Here is a 19364-nt window from a genome sequence, read left to right as displayed (position 1 = left end):
ATTGGTTGTTAGTATTGATTTGAAACTTATTTGGCTTTACCATACAACAAAAACTAATTATTTAGCATTTTTCAGCTTCCAAAATCAATCGCCGTAAATATCGGTTCTATAATTTTCTTCTTCTCCTTCTATTATTTGTAAATAACTTTTATAACGACTCCAAGCTATTTTATCTTCTTCTAAAGCATCTTTAATAGCGCACTTTGGCTCGTCTATATGCAAACAGTTATTAAACTTACATTCACTTTTCAGCTTAAAAAATTCTGGAAAATAATTTCCTACTTCATATTTTTCCATATTCACAATTCCAAAACCTTTTATTCCTGGCGTATCAATAATACGTGCATCAAAACTAAGATCAAACATTTCGGCAAAGGTTGTAGTATGCTGCCCTTGCTTATGTTGCTCTGAAATTTCAGAAGTTTTTAAGTCCAACGCTGGTTCTATTGTATTTATTAATGTAGATTTCCCTACCCCTGAGTGCCCAGAAAAAATACTTGTTTTACCAGTCATTAAAGACTTAACTTCTTCTATATTTAATCCAGTTTTGGCAGAAACTTCAATACACTTGTACCCTATTTGCTCATATACACTTATTAAGTAACGAACGTCTATTAATTCCGCTTCGGTATAGGTGTCTATTTTATTAAAAAGTAATATAGGAGTTACATGGTATGCTTCTGAAGTAACCAAAAAACGATCTATAAAATCGGTAAATGTAGTGGGATTGTTAAGTGTAATTAGCAGAAAAGCATTATCAATATTAGCGCCAATAATATGGGTTCTTTTGGAAAGATTAACCGATTTACGAATGATATAATTTTTTCGTTCGTGGATATCTTTAATTACCCCTAAAGTTTCATCGCCAATAGTTTCTAGGTCTAGCGTAACAATATCTCCAACAGCAATGGGATTAGTACTCTTTATACCTTGAATTCTAAACTTCCCCTTTATTCTACAATTGTAAAACTTGCCATTTTCCGTTTTAACACTATACCAACTTCCTGTTGATTTATAAACAATTCCCGTCATATTAAAAAGTAAGAAGTCAAAAGTACAAATTTAGAAGTTAGCGATCTTCTTCGTCTGTACTTTTGACTTCCATTTATACAATTTAATTATCCTTTTACTACCTTTTCTTGGTGGTTAATAGATTCTTGGTGAATTGCTTTAAAAATACGTAAAATAAATTCTTCACTTAATCCTTTTTCTTCTCCATCCATTATCATTTTTCCAAGAATTTCATTCCATCTTTTAGACTGAAGAACGGCTACGTTACGCGATTTTTTAAGTTTTCCAATTTCATCAGAAACCTTCATTCTTTTTCCTAGCATTTCTACTAATGAATTATCGATAACATCAATCTGAGCACGACAATTAGTTAATTTATTATTATAATCTGCTTCTTCGTCTGTCTCTTTTCTAATTTTTAAATCACGCATAATCTGTTTTAAAGACTCTGGAGTAACTTGTTGTGCAGCATCACTCCATGCTTTATCAGGATTATTATGAGTTTCAATCATTAATCCATCATAATTTAAATCTAAAGCAGTTTGAGAAACATCAAAAATCATTTCTCTATTTCCTGTAATATGAGATGGATCTAAAATTAAAGGTAAATCTGGAAATTTATTCTGAAGTTCAATAGCCAATTGCCACTCTGGATTATTACGGTATTTAGATTTCTCATAAGTTGAAAACCCTCTGTGAATAACTCCTAAGTTTTTAATGTTTTTGCTGTACAAACGTTCCACCCCTCCTAACCATAAAGAAAGGTCTGGATTAACTGGGTTTTTTACCAATACAATCTTATCGGTTCCTTCAAGTGCGTCTGCAATTTCTTGAATAATAAACGGACTTACGGTAGAGCGTGCTCCAATCCATAATAAATCTACATCGTTCTCCAATGCTAATTCTACGTGTGCTCTATTAGCAACCTCGGTAGCTGTTTTTAAACCCGTTTCTTCTTTAACTTTCTTTAACCACTCTAAACCAATAGCACCAACACCTTCAAAATTCCCTGGGCGAGTTCTAGGCTTCCAAATTCCAGCACGGTAGTAGTTTACATCGCTGTCTTTAAGCTCGTGAGCAATTTTTAATACTTGTTCTTCTGTTTCTGCGCTACATGGACCTGCTATTACTAGCGGATGATCTAAGTTCATCTTGTCTAACCATGTTCTTAATCCTGCTGAATTTTCCATTTTAATTTTACTTATGAAGTTTTGATTGAAATTCCTTTTAATATTTCTTTTATTCTATTTGTTTCTGCCATTTCTTTATAAATAGCTTCAAAATCATCTTCTTCCATCAATTGCTTAAATCTCAGAAGATTGGTAATATATTCGTCTAATGTTTCTATTACATTTTCTTTATTATGCTCAAAAATAGGACTCCACATTGCGGGCGAACTCTTGGCTAAACGTACTGTACTCTCAAATCCACTGCCTGCCATATCGAAAATATCTCGTTCATTTTTTTCTTTTTCAATTACCGTTTTCCCTAACATAAATGAACTTATGTGCGATAAATGCGATACATATGCAATGTGCCTATCATGTGCTTTTGGTTCCATATACCTAATTCGCATTCCTAAATCGTTAAAAATTGTAAATGCACGCTCTTGCAACTTAAAAGCCGTTTTTTCAACCTCACAAATAATATTTGTTTTGTCTTTATACAATCCTTTAATTGCTGCTTTAGGTCCAGAAAATTCTGTCCCAGCAATTGGATGTGTTGCTAAAAAATTTCTTCGCTTTGGATGATTTTCTATAACACTACAAATATTAACTTTTGTGGAACCAACATCAAAAACCAAAGTATCGTCTTTTACGATGTCCAACACCTTAGGAGTTACATCTATAGACACATTTACAGGAATAGAAATTATAACTACATCAGCATTCTTTACATCTTCAAAAACTCCCTTCTCATCTATAAAACCAAGCGCTAAGGCTTCTTCCATATGGTTTTGGTCTGCATCAAACCCAATAATTTTAATATCGTTATTGGCAGCTTTCATGTCGATTGCCATCGACCCTCCTATGAGCCCTAACCCTATTATAAATACATTCATTTTGAATTTTTATTTACAAGTTCTGACACACAATTTAGAATTAACAAATCCATCATTTTTTCTCTTTTTCCATTTCTCTTTACTCTCTTCTATCTTCTATCTTCTCTATTTTCATTACTCTTCAATCTACTCTCTCTGTACACTCTTCTCTCTTCTCTATCCTCTCTTCTCTATTTTCTATTTTCTATTCCCTCTACTCTATCTTTTTGACCTTCTTTCCCCCTCCTCTAAAATCTATCTATTGCTTCCTTTATTTTGTCTTCTTTTACACAAAGTGAAAACCGGATATATCCTTCTCCATTACTCCCAAAAATGGTTCCTGGAGTTATAAATATGCTTTTATCATACAATATATCATCAATAAATTTTTCTGCGGAAGTTACTCCTTCAGGCAATTTAGACCATACAAACATCCCCGAAGCATTTTTATCATACGTACAATTTAAAGTCTCAGCTAATTGAAAAATTAAATCTCTACGTCTTTTGTAAACCTTATTTAATTCGGCATACCAGTCCATTGAAGACTCTAAAGCCTTAACAGCTCCTTTTTGCAAGCCATAAAACATCCCGCTATCCATATTACTTTTCACTTTTAAAACAGCATCCAAATGTTGAGCACTTCCTAAAACAAAGCCTACTCTCCAGCCTGCCATATTAAAAGTTTTACTCAACGAATTAAGTTCTAAAGCTACCTCCTTTGCTCCTTCAATTTCTAGAATACTCAATCTGTTGTCATTCAATACAAAGCTATATGGATTGTCGTTTACCAATAATATATTATTACGCTTTGCAAAAGCCACCAAATCTTTAAAAATCTGTTTTGAAGCGTTTGCTCCTGTTGGCATATGCGGGTAACTAAGCCACATCATTTTTACTTTAGAAAGATCGGTAGCTTCCAACTCCTCTATATTTGGCAACCAATTCCCCTTTTCAGTCAAATTGTAATACTTAGGATTAGCCCCTACCAATTTTGTAACCGAAGTATATGTTGGGTATCCAGGATTTGGAATTAAAACCTCATCGCCTTCATTTAAAAAAGCCATACTAATGTGCATAATCCCTTCTTTAGAGCCCATTAAAGGTAAAATCTCTTTTTCACTATCTATAGCAACATTAAAATGCTCTTGATAAAAATTAGCTGCAGCCGTTCTTAACTCTGGCAACCCCTGATAACTTTGATATTGATGCGCTTTATCTTCACGAAGTGAAGAAACTAACGCCTGCAAAACCTCCTCAGAGGGCGCCATATCTGGACTCCCTATTCCCATATTAATAATAGGTTTCCCTTCAGCAATTAAACCCCGTACTTCTCTTAATTTTTTTGAGAAATAATATTCTTCAACACTATGTAAACGCTTGGCTACTTGTATCATTTTTTTGCATTTTTATATTCGCCATGCACCTTAAAATGAGATGCCATAATGGCTAGTAACGATTTTGCTTTTTCAAAATCATCATATTGTTCAAAAGTTAAATCCACAAAGAAGGAATACCTCCATGGAGTTTCTATTTTTGGCAACGACTGAATTTTAGTAAGATTGAGCTTACAATCGCTCATTACATTTAAAACCGTTGCTAAACTCCCTCGCTTTGTTCCCAATTCAAACATTAGAGAAGCCTTATTAATTTCTTCCTTAGGAATAACAGAGTTTTTTGTTTTTACAATAACAAAACGTGTTTCGTTATTTTTTATCGTTTGAATATCCTCAGCTAACATCTCTAATTCAAAAATGGACGCTGCAGTCTTACTTGCAATGGCTCCAATTCCTTTTATTTGTCCTTGATGAATCCGCCTAGCAACCTCTGCGGTATCGGCATCTTCAATCAATTTAATATGTGGATATTGCTTAAAAAACACTTTACATTGAAGCAATGCCATTGGGTGTGAATACACCTCTTTTATATCTTCAATAGATTGCCCTTTTAGCGCCAATAAATTATGATGAACATTAATATAGTGTTCTCCAATTATGTGCAAATTATTAGCATCTATCAACGCATAATTTGGTATAATAGAACCTGCTATTGAGTTTTCAATAGCCATAACCGCCACATTTGTATGCTTGTTCAGCAAGCTATCCACCAAAGCATCAAAAGACAAACATTCGTCTACAATTACCTCTTTTCCAAAATATTCCTGTGCCACTTGGTGGTGAAAAGAACCTAATATTCCTTGTATTGCAACTTTATTATTCATTCAAATTTTGCATAAAAAAAAGTCCCGAAAATAATTCCGGGACTCTATATAATTTACTTTAACAATAACCTATAACTGTCCCGTTCCTTTATTAAAGAAATAAAAGAAGAAAAAATAAAAGTTCCAGATATAAGCGTTTGTTAACATGTGTTTTTTTCGTTTACGTTGCTAATGTAATTATTAATTTGAAATATAGAACCTCTCATTTAATTTTTTTTGAAAAAAATATAATTTCTTAACTTTTTTTCAATATTTAATTTCAAAAATCACGTTTTATTGATAATCCTCCATTCAGTTTTTGGCTACAAATCTATTCTGTCCTAAAAAATTGAATGTAAGGGAACAACCATGTAAATTAAAAAATGTTTAGAACGATAGCTTAAATATAATTCTCCACATTATACTCTTCTTAGGTTTTTGTGTTTAAGGAAAAATAGTGCTTTTATCTTTTAATGTCATTAATGTCCGAGTAAAAATACAAGACCGCTTCGCTATAAGAAAAAAGAACAAAGACTAAATCTTAAATGCCTAAAAATAAATAGTTTAAAGAAATAACATTTCAAAAATCCTCTTTTTATTTATTTTTATTAATAACAAGGGGGCTATTTTGAAAACCCTATTTGAACCTTGATATAAGTGGAGTTCAATAAATTCCGTTAACTTTTATCGGACAACAATATTTTAATGTAGTATTTTTGGTATAGAACTCGGGTAAAATAAGTTTAATCAACTACCTCAGGGCAAGCCCACAAGGTATTCAAAGGAAACAAATTTATCTCATTTCGACGCAGAGCCCTTCGGTAAACTCAGGACAGGTTCTGGGGAATTAGACCCTCAATGAGGACTAAAAAATATATAATAACTTTCAGCATTAATAAAGCATATGTTAAAAGAGCATAACCATACTGTTTTCAACTCTATTTTAGATAACGACTTCTATAAATTTACAATGCAATGTGCCGTTGTAAAACTATTTCCAAATACACAGGCCAAGTATAAGTTTATAAATAGAGGTGCACATAAATTCCCTACAGGATTTGATAAAGCGCTTCGAACCGCTGTAGATAATATGGCATTATTACAACTTACGAAAGACGAGAAAAAGTTTTTACGTGAAAATTGTCAATACTTAAACCCTGCTTATGTAGATTTTTTAGAAGGATACAGATACGACCCATCCGAAGTATCAATTAGACAAACAGGGGAAGACTTAGAAGTGTATGTTTCTGGATATTGGTATCGAACCATTTTGTGGGAAGTACCGCTTTTAGCAATGATTAGCGAATTGTTTTATGAACTGACCCATCAAGAAGGTTGGAAAAAAGAAAAGGTAGTTTCTAATACACTTGATAAAATAAAACTCTATAATGAATTAGGAGTAACTTTTGCTGAATTTGGAACTCGCAGAAGGCATTCCTACAGAACACACCGAGAGGTGGTACACACACTTTCTTCCTACAAAGGAAAAAGCTTTATTGGTTCTAGTAATGTGCATATGGCAATGCTATATAATGTAAAACCAATTGGAACACACGCCCATGAGTGGTTTATGTTCCATGCGGCGGAGTATGGTTTTAAAATGGCAAACGCCATGTCTCTAGAACATTGGGTAGATGTTTACCGAGGCGACTTAGGAGTGGCGCTTTCTGATACATACACTACAGAGGTTTTCTTTAAGCAATTCGACACCAAGTTTGCTAAACTGTTTGATGGCGTTAGACATGATAGCGGCGATCCAATTGAGTTTGCCGAAAAAACTATTGCACATTATAAAAGTCATGGAATAAATCCACTCTACAAATACATTATTTTTTCTGACGGATTAAACCCTAGAAAAGTCGAATCTATTACAAAAGCTTGCAAAGGAAAAATAGGACTTTCCTTCGGAATAGGTACGAATTTAACTAACGATGTAGGTCTAAAACCAATGAATATTGTAATTAAGCTTACAGATGTGTTGACGAGCGACCAAGAGTGGTTGCCAACAGTAAAATTGTCGGACGAGCCTAATAAACATACTGGTAATCCAAAAATGATAGCTCTAGCAAAAGAATTATTACGAATAAAGTAATTTCTTTATTACAAGTAGCGCAGGTATTAAACCTTATGAAAGATTAAAAAAGCTTTCAAAAATTACCCTTTCTACTTTCAAACTTTACTACTACATTTGAAATATGTCTATAGAAGTTTTAAATATCACAAAAAAATATGGAGCTCAAGAAGCTCTAAAAAATGTTTCTTTCAGCATTAAAAAAGGAGAAATAGTTGGTTTTTTAGGCCCAAATGGTGCTGGAAAATCTACTATGATGAAGATTTTAACCACCTACCTTACTCCAACAGAAGGAGATGCTAAAGTAAATAATTACGATATTAAAACACATAAAATAGGAGTTCAAAAAAGTGTTGGCTATCTCCCAGAACATAATCCGCTACATTTAGATATGTATGTAAGAGAATACCTAAGCTACACAGCAAGCCTATATAAGGTTTCTAAAGACACTATTGCAACTGTAATTTCCCAATGCGGTTTGTTGCCAGAGGCTAATAAAAAAATTGGTGCCTTATCAAAAGGATATAGGCAGCGCGTTGGATTGGCCGCATCTCTAATTGGTAATCCTGAGGTTTTAATTTTAGATGAACCTACTACAGGATTAGATCCTAACCAATTGCTAGAAGTTAGAAAATTGATTAAAGATATTGGTGGAGAGAAAACTATTTTACTTTCTACACATATTATGCAGGAAGTGGAAGCAATTTGCGACCGTGTTATAATTATTAATAAAGGAGCAATTGTTGCTGATAAAAAACTCACGGAACTTAGAGAAGCCAAAGAACAAATTATTGAAGTTGAATTTGATTACCGTGTAGAAGAAGCTTTTCTTCTTAAATTACCAAATGTAAAACACGTTAAAAACAAGATAGGTTTTGTTTACGAAATTACTTTTGAAACCAATAAAGATATGCGCGCATCTGTTTTTGATTTTGCACACGATAACGGTTTAAAAACCCTACAACTAAATCAAAAAAATAAAAATCTAGAGAGTTTATTTGTAGAGTTAACTAATCAATAATTATTTAGAAATTCGAACAAATTTTTCAATATTTAGATGGTTTACATTTAACTTTTCTATCTTTTCAATAGCAGTTGTATAAAGTGTATCTCCCTCTATTCGGTATTCTAAATCAAAGCTGTGTCCTTCCCAATCTCTATTATTAAAATATTCAAGGTTTTCAGTATAAATATTCCCGTTTACTGTATAAGAACCTCCTCCGGCTGCGTATATAGCAGTGCTGTCCTTACCATGGTTTAAGTCGTGACGCAAAAAAGCAAAATGAGTTTCGTTTATAATTTTAATCATTTCTTGTCCAGTAGTAAAATCGGTTACCGAAGTATCCTTTTCCTGAATTACTGTAGCAGAAACCAATTTCCAAGTTCCTATTAAATCTAGCTTATCTTCTTTTTTTATACCTTTTTTAGAGTTACAGGAATATAGTAAAGCTGTTACTATAATAAATAGCAATGATGTTATTCTCATGTTTTTGGTTGGTTTAATTAATTTGATTGTTTTTATTTAAAATTAACTACCTAGGAAGCAAGCCCACCAGGTGGTCAAAGGAAACAGATTTTAACTCATTTCGACACAAAACCCTTCTATAAATTCAGAAGCAGGCGTTGGGAAATTAGCCCCCTGTAAGGGATTAACTCTTTGTATCTGTAGGTTTAATAATCATTCTAAACGATTGATCTTTTTTGAAATAATACCCTGTCCAGTCATACAATGCACGAAGTCTATTTTTATAATTAACAAGCGACATGATATGTACAAAAATCCATATAAACCATGCAGGAAATCCTTTCAAAAAGAAGCTTTCATTAGGACCGTCTGTAACCGCTTTATTACGTCCAATAATTGCCATTGAACCTTTATCGGCATATTCAAAAGCCTTCCAATCTCCTTTATTTTTCAATAAGTTTTCTCCTAAATTTTCCGCTTGTTGTATTGCAACTTGAGCTACTTGAGGATGCCCGTCGGGATATTTTTTATCTCCAGCCAAAATAGCTGTATCTCCAACAGCATAAATATTGGTATAACCATCTACAAGGTTAAATTCATTTGTTTTTAATCGGCGACCTCTTCCATAGTCTTCTTTCTTAAAACCGTCAAATACTTTTGCCGATACTCCTGCGGCCCAAATTAAATTTTTAGAATCAATAGTAGTATCATCAGATAAGTAAACAACATCCTCTTTAAAATCAGTAACAAGTGTTTTAAGCTTTACTTTTACTCCCAAACCTTCCAATTTCTCTTGAGAATACTTTTGGGATTTCTCAGACATCGGAGCCAATACTGCATCCAGTCCATCTAATAAATAAACTTCTCCTAAATCTTCTTTAACCAGTTCTGGATAATCTTTTGTTATAATATGTTTACGCATCTCTGCCAAAATTCCAGAGAGTTCAACGCCTGTAGGACCAGCTCCAGCTATTACAAAAGATAATAATTTTTTTCTGTGCAATGGATCTTGTACACGCGTGGCTCTTTCTAAACGTGTAAAAAGTAAATTCCGTAAAGCCAGTGCATCCCCAATTGTTTTCATTGGTAATGAGTGCTTTTTAACATTCTCATTCCCAAAAAAATTGGTTTCTGTTCCCGTTGCCATTATCAGTATATCATAAAACAACTCCCCATTGCTAAGCACTATTTTATTTTCTTCAGAAACTACTTTTTGCAAAGCTCCCAATCGGAATCTAACATTTTCTTTCCCTCTCAATATTTTCCGAAATGGGTAACTAATTGCAGATGGCTCCATAAAACCAGAAGCTACTTGATAAAGCAAAGGAGGAAAGAAATTATAATTATTTAAGTCGACTAAAACTACCTCATAAACATCAGATTTTTTTAGCTTATTAATGAGTTCAATCCCTGCAAAACCACCTCCTACAATTACGATTCTCTTTTTTTTATCTACTTCCATCTCTTGCTACAACTTTTTTATTTCAAAGTTAGGTTAAACTATTAAATTTAAGTTAGTGTACTAGAATAAGTTTATAGTGCTTTTATAAAAAAATCCGAAGAACTAAGCACGAGCTCTCCGGATTTACTTATTAATCTATATAATTTAGTCTTTACTCTTATAACGGCACGGTCTTGTATTTTTACTCAGACATTAATGTTTTTTAATTACTTTTTCTTACTAAAAAGTATAAAGACCCCAAATAACACTACCATCCCAATTAAAATATAACTCCATATATTAAAAGGCTCTCCCTCTAATTCGTTCGCATCTTTCTGAGGTAAATACTCATAGTTTTTTTCATTCTCTTTTATTGCATTTACCGTTACCACCTTAACTCTTTTATCTAAGGCATCTATATATGCTTTATCTATTGGTATGGTATAAGGGAAGTTGGGTTGGTAACGCTCTAATTTAATAGCTACTTTATCATCTATTGGGGTTTCAGAGCCTACCATAAGTCCTAAAGTAACATTCATTGCGTCTTCATGTAGTGGTCTTCCATTAAATTTTTCCATTCCGTAATGCGCCTTGGTTCCAATTTTATAGGGTACGATATCTGGATAAATTCGTTCCATTAATTGTTTTAAATATGCATCTGTATCTTTTTGAATTCCAGCTGCATTAACATAATTACTTAGATTTTCTATTACATTTTGCTTTATTTCTTCATCTACCACTGCTCCTTGAGAACCATATTTAGACCTTAATTTATCTTCATATCCCATATAAAAATGAGGGAATAATACATTAGCAATATGGTTTACTTGATGCCAGTGACCTGGTTCTTCCTCAAGCGAAGTTGATGCGTAATAAAAAATATCTTCTGACAAAAACTCATTTGGAATTTCAAACACTATGACAGCAGCATTTCCTTTCCCGAAAAAATTCCCTTTTTCTCCAACATCAAAAGTAGACAAATCATACTCTTTTTTTTCAAGCACTTTATGCTTAAACGCTTCTGCTCCTACTGCATTCCCCTGAAAATTATCATATGTAGTTCCAGTCCATATTTTAATACCGTTATCTAATTCTAAAACTCTATTAATTGGCCCCTCGGCAATTAAAGTTCCTGTTTCATGTAAACTATTTTCTGGTTGATCGTCCCAGTACATCTGTACCTCATTGTTTTTAAAGGTAAAACTGAACAGCTGTCCTTTGTCAAACTCTTTATTTTTAGCTATATGAAATTTATATATTCCTTTAGACGAAAAATTAAAACTATCTTTTTTTGATTTAGGATTTATATCTGCTAGAAACACTGTTTTGTTAGATTCTGTAGATTTAAACACAAATAGATCTAACAAATCCATCTCAGGATATTTCTTTGCCAAATCGGTTTCGAAATGATGTCCCGCAGTTAAAAAAAACAATGCTATTGGAGCTAATAAAAGTACTATAATTCTATTTTTTATTTTCATGATTAATTAAGCTATTTATTTTAATCTATTATCTTATATTTTTACTTCAACACCTTTTAGTATTTTCTTTATAATTAAGATTAATTCATACTAAAAGATATAATTTAACCTTCCTTTTATTGAAGAAACACACTTCTGCTCTTATTTCCATTTCTTCTTCATAGCTAAGACTGTATCAAGCTTAACTTCGAAATAGAAGTATACGATTTTTAAATATGTAGTTTCGGAAATCAACTACCTCGAGGCAAGCTTACGAGGTATTCAAAGGAAAAAATAATTTAATCCATTTCGACGCAGAGCCCTTCGGTAAACTCAGCACAGACTCTGGGCAATAAACCCCTCAATGAGGGATTTAAAAAAAGAGTTTGATACTTTGATAGATTATTCCGATTCATAAATTAGATTAAATATAGAAAATTATTTACAATAAATGATTTTTTTAGATTATAAAATACTAAATTGATACTATAATCTATTTTTAAAACTGTTCATTGCCTTAGAGGAAGTTAAAAACAAAGCTGAATTCTAAAAAACAATCATTTTGAGCGAGAAATAATTTTAATAAGGGTAGGATCGCCTAGCTTATCGGCTTTTTGAAGAACACTAAGACTATCAGAAATAGTAATTGCATTAGGATTTGCACCAGCCTTTACAAGGGATTTTGCTATTTTATAGACTTGTTTTTTATGGGTATTATAAGATTCTGAATTATGAGTAGCCAGATATAACACATAATGTAAAGGAGTTATATTATCATTATATTCTTTACGGTGAAACAATTCAAACATTTGTTCACTTTTAATAGGCTTATTGACGTTGGCTCTATTTTTAATCAAAAAGTTAACCGCATCAATATTAAAGCTCTCTATGGCATTATGCAAAGCAGTTTTCCCTTTTTTGTCAGATAAATTAACGTTAGTCCCCGCTGTTATGAGTCGCTTTGCAAGAGTAAAGTCTCCTATACTGTCGTAAAAAATAGCGGCTGTAAGTATTAATGGATCACTTGGATCTGTATATGCTGTATAAGGAAGGTCTGTAATTGGGAGTTTATTTTTAGCTACATAATTAGTGAGCTTTTTCATTAATGGAGGGAGCGAATCCTTTTCATTAAATTGTTTCATCCAGTATGCTAATGTTTCTTTTTTTGGATCAAAACCATAATCCAACAATAAATTAATAGTCGCTAAATTTCCACGCTCAGCAGCCCAATTAGCAGGCATTCCATATCTTGAAACTGAATTTGGATTTGCACCTTGTTGTAATAAGTATTCAATAATCTCTAAATCCCCTCCACTACAAGCAGGGAATAATAGCGGCACTTCTCCTATTTCAACACCAACTGTCCCTACATTTATTTCATTACTAGAAACAATTTCTTTCAATTCCTTGATTTTACCCTCCTTAATTAAGTGTTCTAATTCTTGATGGGTTACCTTTTGGGCTGTGGCTACAACACTAAAAACCAATAGAACAACAATCTTAAGATTAATCTTCATAAATAAGCTTCCCTTTGTAATGTTCATTTACTTGCACAGATTCTGGTGTTCCAACAGAAATAACATCTCCTGTACTATAGATATCTCCTTTTAAGGATTTGGATGCTTTTACAATTACATCATTAGAACTCCGATGGTAAATAGTTGCATTTTCTACGGAAAAATTTCGCCCTTCAAAACGACCATTTCCCGATGCCATATTAACATTCAAATTGGTTGCTGTACCATCTATGAAAATATTAGAAATTCCATTAAATATTATTTGAAAAGAAGTAACATTTACATCCAAATAAATATTAGCACTTGTTAGGTATTCATTATTCTGATAATTTTCAGAATAAACTACTAATCTTTCTCCTTCAATTACACCATCAGAATAAATCTCTCTTTGAGTAGCGCTTCTAATTTCAGAAATAGTTGGTGCGGTTACATAAATATTTGTATTGTCGTACTCTCTAACATAATTACAAACATTAGTATCGGTTAAGATTAATTGGTTGTCTACTACTTCTACTTTGATATCGTTTAATAAGTTTTCTCCAGATTCAATTTCTACTTTATAAACATCGCCTTGTTTGATAATCATGGAAACGCCTTCATTTACCAAAATTTTAGAAAAAGGAGTTACTGGTCGTTCTTCCTTAACTACAGTTCCTGAAGCTTGAATACAATCGTTCGCATCTTTACTATCGCAACTAGTAAAAATTAACAAGAAAATTATACCGAAGAAAGCTATATTATTTTGTATGTTTTTATTCACACGAATAAATTTAAATTAAACGCCTTATCTTGAAAATCTTTGATCTATTCATTTCCTTTTTTACAGTATCTAATTTGGTTCTAATGAATCTTTCCACGAAAGTTTCATCTAAAAAATTATAACCTATACCCAATTCCTACTTCTACAGCTTCTGCTTGTGCTGCATGGGCTTTAACTGCAACCACTGCAAACAACTTTTTCTTTTTAGTTAAGTATCCTTTTACACCGCCACGCAAATACATTCTGCCTTCATAATCTATAGGATAATACAGGTAATAGCCCGCTTGCGTAACCACGGAAAGCCGATTGATAAACAATTCGTGACCAACAAAAATCCCAGCACGTTTATAATCTTCTGTTCCATCCAAGCCCCTTTCAGGGTAGGCAATACTACTATATTTTATATATTCCTTTAAAAAATTAGAATAGAAAACATCGGTTCCTAATTGTATGGCACTTTTTTTATTGATTCGCTTATCAGCATAAAAAGAAAAAATATAGAAAGGAAATTGCCCGCTATCGATAACATCACTTTGGTTAACACCAGTTCTAAACACAAAATTATATCGAACAGGCTCATTAAATCTATTAGTTAAACCTTCGGTTACTTTGTATTCTGGCTCTATTGTTTCTAACTGATAATTAATCCCAATATTTAGTGTAATTGAATTGATACTAGTATTTGGCGCTTTGGTATTTCCGTTGGAATAATGAATAAGAGACAATCCCCCCTGCACTCCAAGTCGATTAAAAATGCGTTCTTTTTTATAATTCAGCATTAAATAAGTACTGCTAAGTACTTTTGAACCAAAAGCTACATTTCTGTAGTTCTCTTCTTTATCATATGGTTTTCCTGCTAAAGCAATACCTTGACCAATTCTCAACATCAAATTTCTATTAAAAAAATAAAAATTATAATGCCCATAAATGGCGAGGTTATCTCCCATGTATTCATTTTTAAAGTCTTGAAAACTTAAGGAGACACCATAATCTGGATAATTATACAATTGCTCCCATTCTTTATTTCCATATGTTTTTTTATTCCAACTCAGAATAAAACCTTCAGGATGACCTGTAATAAGATGTAGAATATCGTTATTATGTCTAGAAATATTTCCATAGAAATAACTCAGATCTACATAGGATGAATTTGGCTTTTCCTGAGCATTACAAACAACGGAAAGGGCTACTAAAAGAATGACAACTACTCTTTGCATAAAATTTATTTCGCAACAAAAGTAACCTTATTTTTAAAATAAAGCGGAGGCAATAGCCTTAATATTGTCCGATTTTCCCATAGAATAATAATGCAATAATGGAACACCTGCGTCTTTAAGTTCTTTAGATTGTTGAATACACCATTCAATTCCTACTTGGCGAACCTCTTTATTGTTCTTACAGCTATCTACAGCATTCACTAAATCTTCAGGTAAATCTATTTTAAAAACCTGAGGCAATAATTGCAAGTGCTTTTTAACAGCAATAGGCTTGATTCCAGGAATAATTGGCACATTAATTCCTGCGGATTTAGCTTTTTCTAGAAACTCAAAAAACTTACTATTATCAAAAAACATTTGTGTTACAATATAATCTGCACCCGCATCTACCTTTTCTTTTAATTTTTTAAGATCAAAATCTAATGAAGGAGCTTCCAAGTGTTTTTCAGGATACCCTGCTACCCCGATGCAAAAATCTGAGCAATTACTTGCTTCTATAGTTTCATGAAGGTATTTTCCTTCACACATATTTCTTATTTGCGTAACCAATTCGGTAGCGTAGGTATGTCCGCCATCTGTTGGTTCAAAATAGCGTTGATGTTTCATTGCATCTCCCCGAAGTGCCATAACATTTTCTATTCCTAAATACTGGCAATCTACCAATAAATACTCCGTTTCTTCCTTTGTAAATCCACCACAAAGTACATGTGGAATGGTATCTACATTGTATTTATGTTTTAAAGCAGCGCAAATTCCTACAGTTCCAGGACGCATACGAGTAACCTTACGATCAAAAAGCCCATCTCTTTCAATGTAAACAAATTCTTCTCTAGAGGTTGTTACATCTATAAAAGGAGGATTAAACTCCATTAATGGATCTATATTATTATATAATTCCTGAATATTTTTACCCTTTTGAGGTGGGATAATTTCAAAAGAAAACATTGTTTTCCCGTTGGCTTTTTTTATATGATCGGTTACTTTCATTTTTTACTAAATAGGTTTTATTTTATACGAACCTGAAGCAAATTCAGATTAACATATTTTAGTGTTTTTTTACTTTATTACTTTCAACTTTACAACTTTATTACAGCAATAGCTTCTTAACATCTTCAAAATCTCCTTCATATTCCCAATAAATCCATCGCCCATCAAGATAATCTGTTAAAATATATTTTTCACTCAAAGATTTTACTCTTGAAACTGAAACCAGCTTTTTTGAAAATCCTTCTATTGAAACTACTTCAGTAATTTCTCTATTATTTTCATCATAGCCATGAGATATAAGATGACTCCCTAAAGCTAACTCTATAAATTTTGGTTTCATATCCTGGTTATTGCTGCTTCATAGTTTTTACTTTCTAATTTTAGAAACTATAAACTTTCTACTTTTTAACTTTTTCTAATCCGCAATATTAGGATTTAGCCATTTTGTAGCCTCTTCAATACTAATATTTCTACGCTTTGCATAATCGGCAACTTGGTCTTCTTTAATTTTCCCTAAACCAAAATATTTACTTTCAGGATTAGCAAAATAGTACCCTGATACTGATGATGCTGGCCACATGGCAAGGCTATCTGTTAACTTCACTCCTATTTCCTCTTCTACATTTAGAACTTCCCAAATTACTTTTTTCTCCAAGTGATCTGGACAAGCAGGATATCCTGGAGCCGGACGAATCCCTTTATAATTCTCTTTAATAAGCTCTTCATTAGACAACTTCTCATCAGAATCATACCCCCAAATTTCTTTACGAACTTGCTCGTGCAAATACTCTGCAAAGGCTTCTGCTAATCGGTCGGCAAGTGCTTTAATCATTATCGAATTATAATCGTCTAAATCTTTAACATATTTATCAGATATTTCGTCTACTCCAAAACCAGTTGTAACACAGAAAGCTCCCACATAATCTTGTTTTCCAATTTCTTTTGGTGCTATAAAATCTGCCAATGCTATATTAGAAGCACGCTTATTTTTTTCTGATTGCTGACGTAAGGTTAGGAATTTATTCAACTCTTTCCCTGCTTCGTCATACAACTGTATATCGTCATCATCTACTTGATTTGCAGGAAAAATCCCTAAAATCCCTTTTGCGGTAAGCCACTTTTCATCAATAATACTATTTAGCATTGTTGTAGCCTCTGCAAATAGTTTTGTAGCTTCGGTACCAACTACCTCATCTTCTAAAATAGCAGGATACTTTCCATGTAATTCCCACGATCTAAAAAAAGGAGTCCAATCTATATATGGTCTTAATTTATCTAAAGAAATTTCCACCTGTTTCACCCCAATAAAATTTGGTTTTTCAGGCGTAAATTCCTCCCAATTTAATTGTAATTTATTCTTTCTAGCCTGTTCAATGGTTAAGAAGTTCTTCTCACGAGAACGATTCAAAAATCCTTCTCTAAGTTTATCATATTCACTTCTTAATGAAACACCATAAGCTTCTTTCAGCTTCGGATTCATTAGGCTTCCTGCTACATTTACAGCACGAGAAGCATCGTTTACATGGACTACAGTTTTAGAATATTCAGGAGCAATTTTTACAGCCGTATGCGCACGTGAAGTTGTAGCCCCACCTATCATTACTGGAATATTTAAATTTAATTTCTCTAACTCTTTAGCCAGATAAACCATTTCATCCAACGATGGCGTTATAAGTCCGCTAAGCCCTATAATATCTACCTCTTGGTCTATAGCCGCTTGAATTATTTTTTCTGGCGGCACCATCACTCCAAGGTCTACAATTTCATAATTATTACAACCTAAAACAACGCTTACAATATTTTTTCCTATGTCATGAACATCTCCTTTTACGGTTGCCATTAAAACCTTTCCGGCTGATCGAGACCTCTCATCTTTTTCTGCTTCGATATATGGTAATAAATAAGCTACTGCTTTCTTCATTACACGAGCAGATTTTACTACCTGTGGCAGAAACATTTTCCCACTTCCAAAGAGGTCTCCAACTACATTCATTCCATTCATTAAATACCCTTCGATAACCTCAATGGGTTTATCTACTGCTTGGCGAGCCTCTTCTGCATCATCCTCTACAAATTCTAAAACTCCTTTTACTAAGGAGTGCGTAATTCGTTCCTGTAAAGTACCACTACGCCATTCTTGCGCTTGCTTTTCGTTTACTTTTCCATTGCCTTTTACCGTTTCAGCATAATCAAGTAAACGCTCTGTAGCATCCTCTCTTCGATCAAGGAGTACATCTTCAATGTAAACTAATAATTCTTTATTTATCTCATCATAAATCTCTAACATTTCAGGATTTACAATCCCCATAGTCATTCCATGCTGTATTCCATGATACAAAAAGGCAGCATTCATTGCTTCTCTTACTGTATTATTTCCACGGAAGGAAAAGGACACATTACTCACCCCTCCACTAATATGCGCATGAGGAAGGTTTTCCCGAATCCATTTAGTAGCACGAAAGAAATCTACCGCATTTTGACGGTGCTCTTCCATCCCTGTTCCTACTGGAAATATATTTGGATCGAAGATAATGTCCTGAGGAGAAAACTTAACTTTCTCAACTAAAATATCGTAAGAACGCTTACAAATTTCAATTCGTCTTTCGTAAGAATCTGCTTGACCAACTTCATCAAATGCCATTACAATTACAGCTGCTCCGTAACGTTTTATCAATTTTGCTCGCTCTATAAACTCTGGCTCTCCTTCTTTTAAACTGATAGAATTTACTATCCCTTTACCTTGCGTAACTTGAAGTCCAGCTTCTATGATGTCCCATTTAGAACTATCTATCATAATTGGAACACGTGCAATATCTGGCTCCGCAGCAATCAAATTTAAAAACTTCACCATTGCCCATTTCCCATCGAGCATCCCTTCATCCATATTTACATCGATGATCTGTGCTCCTCCTTCCACCTGAGCTCTTGCTACTTCTAATGCTTCGTCAAAATTTTCTTCTTTAATTAACCGAAGAAATTTTCGAGAACCTGTAACATTAGTTCGCTCTCCAACATTTACAAAATTGGTGTTCCCATCAATTACCAAAGGTTCTAAACCAGATAAAACTAGCGGTTTTCGTTTTTCGCTTTTCGGTTTTCGTTTATCGTTATTCGTTATTCGTTCGTCGTTCATCGTTTATAGTCCTTCCTTATTCTTTATTCATGACCCTATGCTTCGACAAGCTCAGCATGACAAT

The 19364-nt window shown here is 33.1% G+C and carries 16 protein-coding genes; 2 read left to right on the top strand and 14 right to left on the bottom strand.

Annotated elements, in window-relative coordinates; all coding sequences use genetic code 11:
* Window positions 1-84: 84 nt before the first annotated feature.
* From rsgA to JOOMADRAFT_RS07440, 5 genes are all read right to left on the bottom strand, one after another.
* Entirely contained in the window at window positions 85-1032 is a 948-nt protein-coding gene (gene rsgA / locus JOOMADRAFT_RS07460) for a ribosome small subunit-dependent GTPase A (protein WP_008612343.1), read from the bottom strand.
* 86 nt (window positions 1033-1118) lie between these two features.
* A complete protein-coding gene (locus JOOMADRAFT_RS07455) occupies window positions 1119-2201 on the bottom strand; it encodes a bifunctional 3-deoxy-7-phosphoheptulonate synthase/chorismate mutase type II (RefSeq protein ID WP_008612341.1) in 1083 nt (360 codons plus the stop codon).
* Between the two features lie 11 nt (window positions 2202-2212).
* Entirely contained in the window at window positions 2213-3073 is an 861-nt protein-coding gene (locus JOOMADRAFT_RS07450; RefSeq protein WP_008612338.1) for a prephenate dehydrogenase, read from the bottom strand.
* 227 nt (window positions 3074-3300) lie between these two features.
* Window positions 3301-4446: a pyridoxal phosphate-dependent aminotransferase gene (locus JOOMADRAFT_RS07445; RefSeq protein WP_008612337.1), complete on the bottom strand. Its 1146-nt coding sequence runs from the start codon at window positions 4444-4446 to the stop codon at window positions 3301-3303.
* A complete protein-coding gene (locus JOOMADRAFT_RS07440; protein ID WP_008612336.1) occupies window positions 4443-5270 on the bottom strand; it encodes a prephenate dehydratase in 828 nt (275 codons plus the stop codon). Before JOOMADRAFT_RS07440 ends, JOOMADRAFT_RS07445 begins: the two co-directional genes overlap by 4 nt.
* Before the next feature lie 883 nt (window positions 5271-6153).
* Between JOOMADRAFT_RS07440 and pncB the strand changes: the two genes are divergently transcribed.
* Together pncB and gldA are read left to right on the top strand one after the other, a co-directional pair.
* Window positions 6154-7341: a nicotinate phosphoribosyltransferase gene (gene pncB, locus JOOMADRAFT_RS07435; RefSeq protein ID WP_008612335.1), complete on the top strand. Its 1188-nt coding sequence runs from the start codon at window positions 6154-6156 to the stop codon at window positions 7339-7341.
* A gap of 103 nt (window positions 7342-7444) precedes the next feature.
* Window positions 7445-8341 (top strand): gliding motility-associated ABC transporter ATP-binding subunit GldA, encoded by an 897-nt coding sequence (gene gldA, locus JOOMADRAFT_RS07430; protein ID WP_008612334.1) that lies wholly within the window; start codon window positions 7445-7447, stop codon window positions 8339-8341.
* On the opposite strand, the gene JOOMADRAFT_RS07425 is transcribed toward gldA, so the two are convergent.
* The 9 genes from JOOMADRAFT_RS07425 to metH all read right to left on the bottom strand — a co-directional run bounded on the left by JOOMADRAFT_RS07425 (window position 8342) and on the right by metH (window position 19300).
* Window positions 8342-8806 (bottom strand): hypothetical protein, encoded by a 465-nt coding sequence (locus JOOMADRAFT_RS07425; RefSeq protein ID WP_008612333.1) that lies wholly within the window; start codon window positions 8804-8806, stop codon window positions 8342-8344.
* 163 nt (window positions 8807-8969) lie between these two features.
* Complete coding sequence (locus tag JOOMADRAFT_RS07420; protein WP_008612332.1) at window positions 8970-10247, bottom strand: NAD(P)/FAD-dependent oxidoreductase; 1278 nt, start codon at window positions 10245-10247, stop codon at window positions 8970-8972.
* 206 nt (window positions 10248-10453) lie between these two features.
* The gene (locus JOOMADRAFT_RS07415) at window positions 10454-11707 is read right to left on the bottom strand and encodes a DUF4331 family protein (RefSeq protein WP_008612330.1); all 1254 of its coding nucleotides are present in this window, start codon (window positions 11705-11707) and stop codon (window positions 10454-10456) included.
* A gap of 536 nt (window positions 11708-12243) precedes the next feature.
* Entirely contained in the window at window positions 12244-13230 is a 987-nt protein-coding gene (locus JOOMADRAFT_RS07410; protein ID WP_040879611.1) for an ankyrin repeat domain-containing protein, read from the bottom strand.
* Entirely contained in the window at window positions 13193-13963 is a 771-nt protein-coding gene (locus JOOMADRAFT_RS07405; RefSeq protein WP_008612328.1) for a head GIN domain-containing protein, read from the bottom strand. Before JOOMADRAFT_RS07405 ends, JOOMADRAFT_RS07410 begins: the two co-directional genes overlap by 38 nt.
* A gap of 116 nt (window positions 13964-14079) precedes the next feature.
* Window positions 14080-15180: an acyloxyacyl hydrolase gene (locus tag JOOMADRAFT_RS07400; protein ID WP_008612326.1), complete on the bottom strand. Its 1101-nt coding sequence runs from the start codon at window positions 15178-15180 to the stop codon at window positions 14080-14082.
* Between the two features lie 33 nt (window positions 15181-15213).
* Window positions 15214-16167, bottom strand: a complete 954-nt coding sequence (metF, locus tag JOOMADRAFT_RS07395) for a methylenetetrahydrofolate reductase [NAD(P)H] (protein ID WP_008612324.1) — start codon at window positions 16165-16167, stop codon at window positions 15214-15216.
* Window positions 16168-16267: 100 nt separating this feature from the next.
* Window positions 16268-16507: a hypothetical protein gene (locus JOOMADRAFT_RS07390; protein ID WP_008612321.1), complete on the bottom strand. Its 240-nt coding sequence runs from the start codon at window positions 16505-16507 to the stop codon at window positions 16268-16270.
* A gap of 75 nt (window positions 16508-16582) precedes the next feature.
* Window positions 16583-19300: a methionine synthase gene (metH, locus tag JOOMADRAFT_RS07385; protein WP_008612320.1), complete on the bottom strand. Its 2718-nt coding sequence runs from the start codon at window positions 19298-19300 to the stop codon at window positions 16583-16585.
* Between the last annotated feature and the right edge of the window lie 64 nt (window positions 19301-19364).

The organism is Galbibacter orientalis DSM 19592, assembly GCF_000260115.1.
GTDB lineage: Bacteria > Bacteroidota > Bacteroidia > Flavobacteriales > Flavobacteriaceae > Galbibacter > Galbibacter orientalis.
This window is presented reverse-complemented; position numbering and strand designations above follow the sequence as displayed.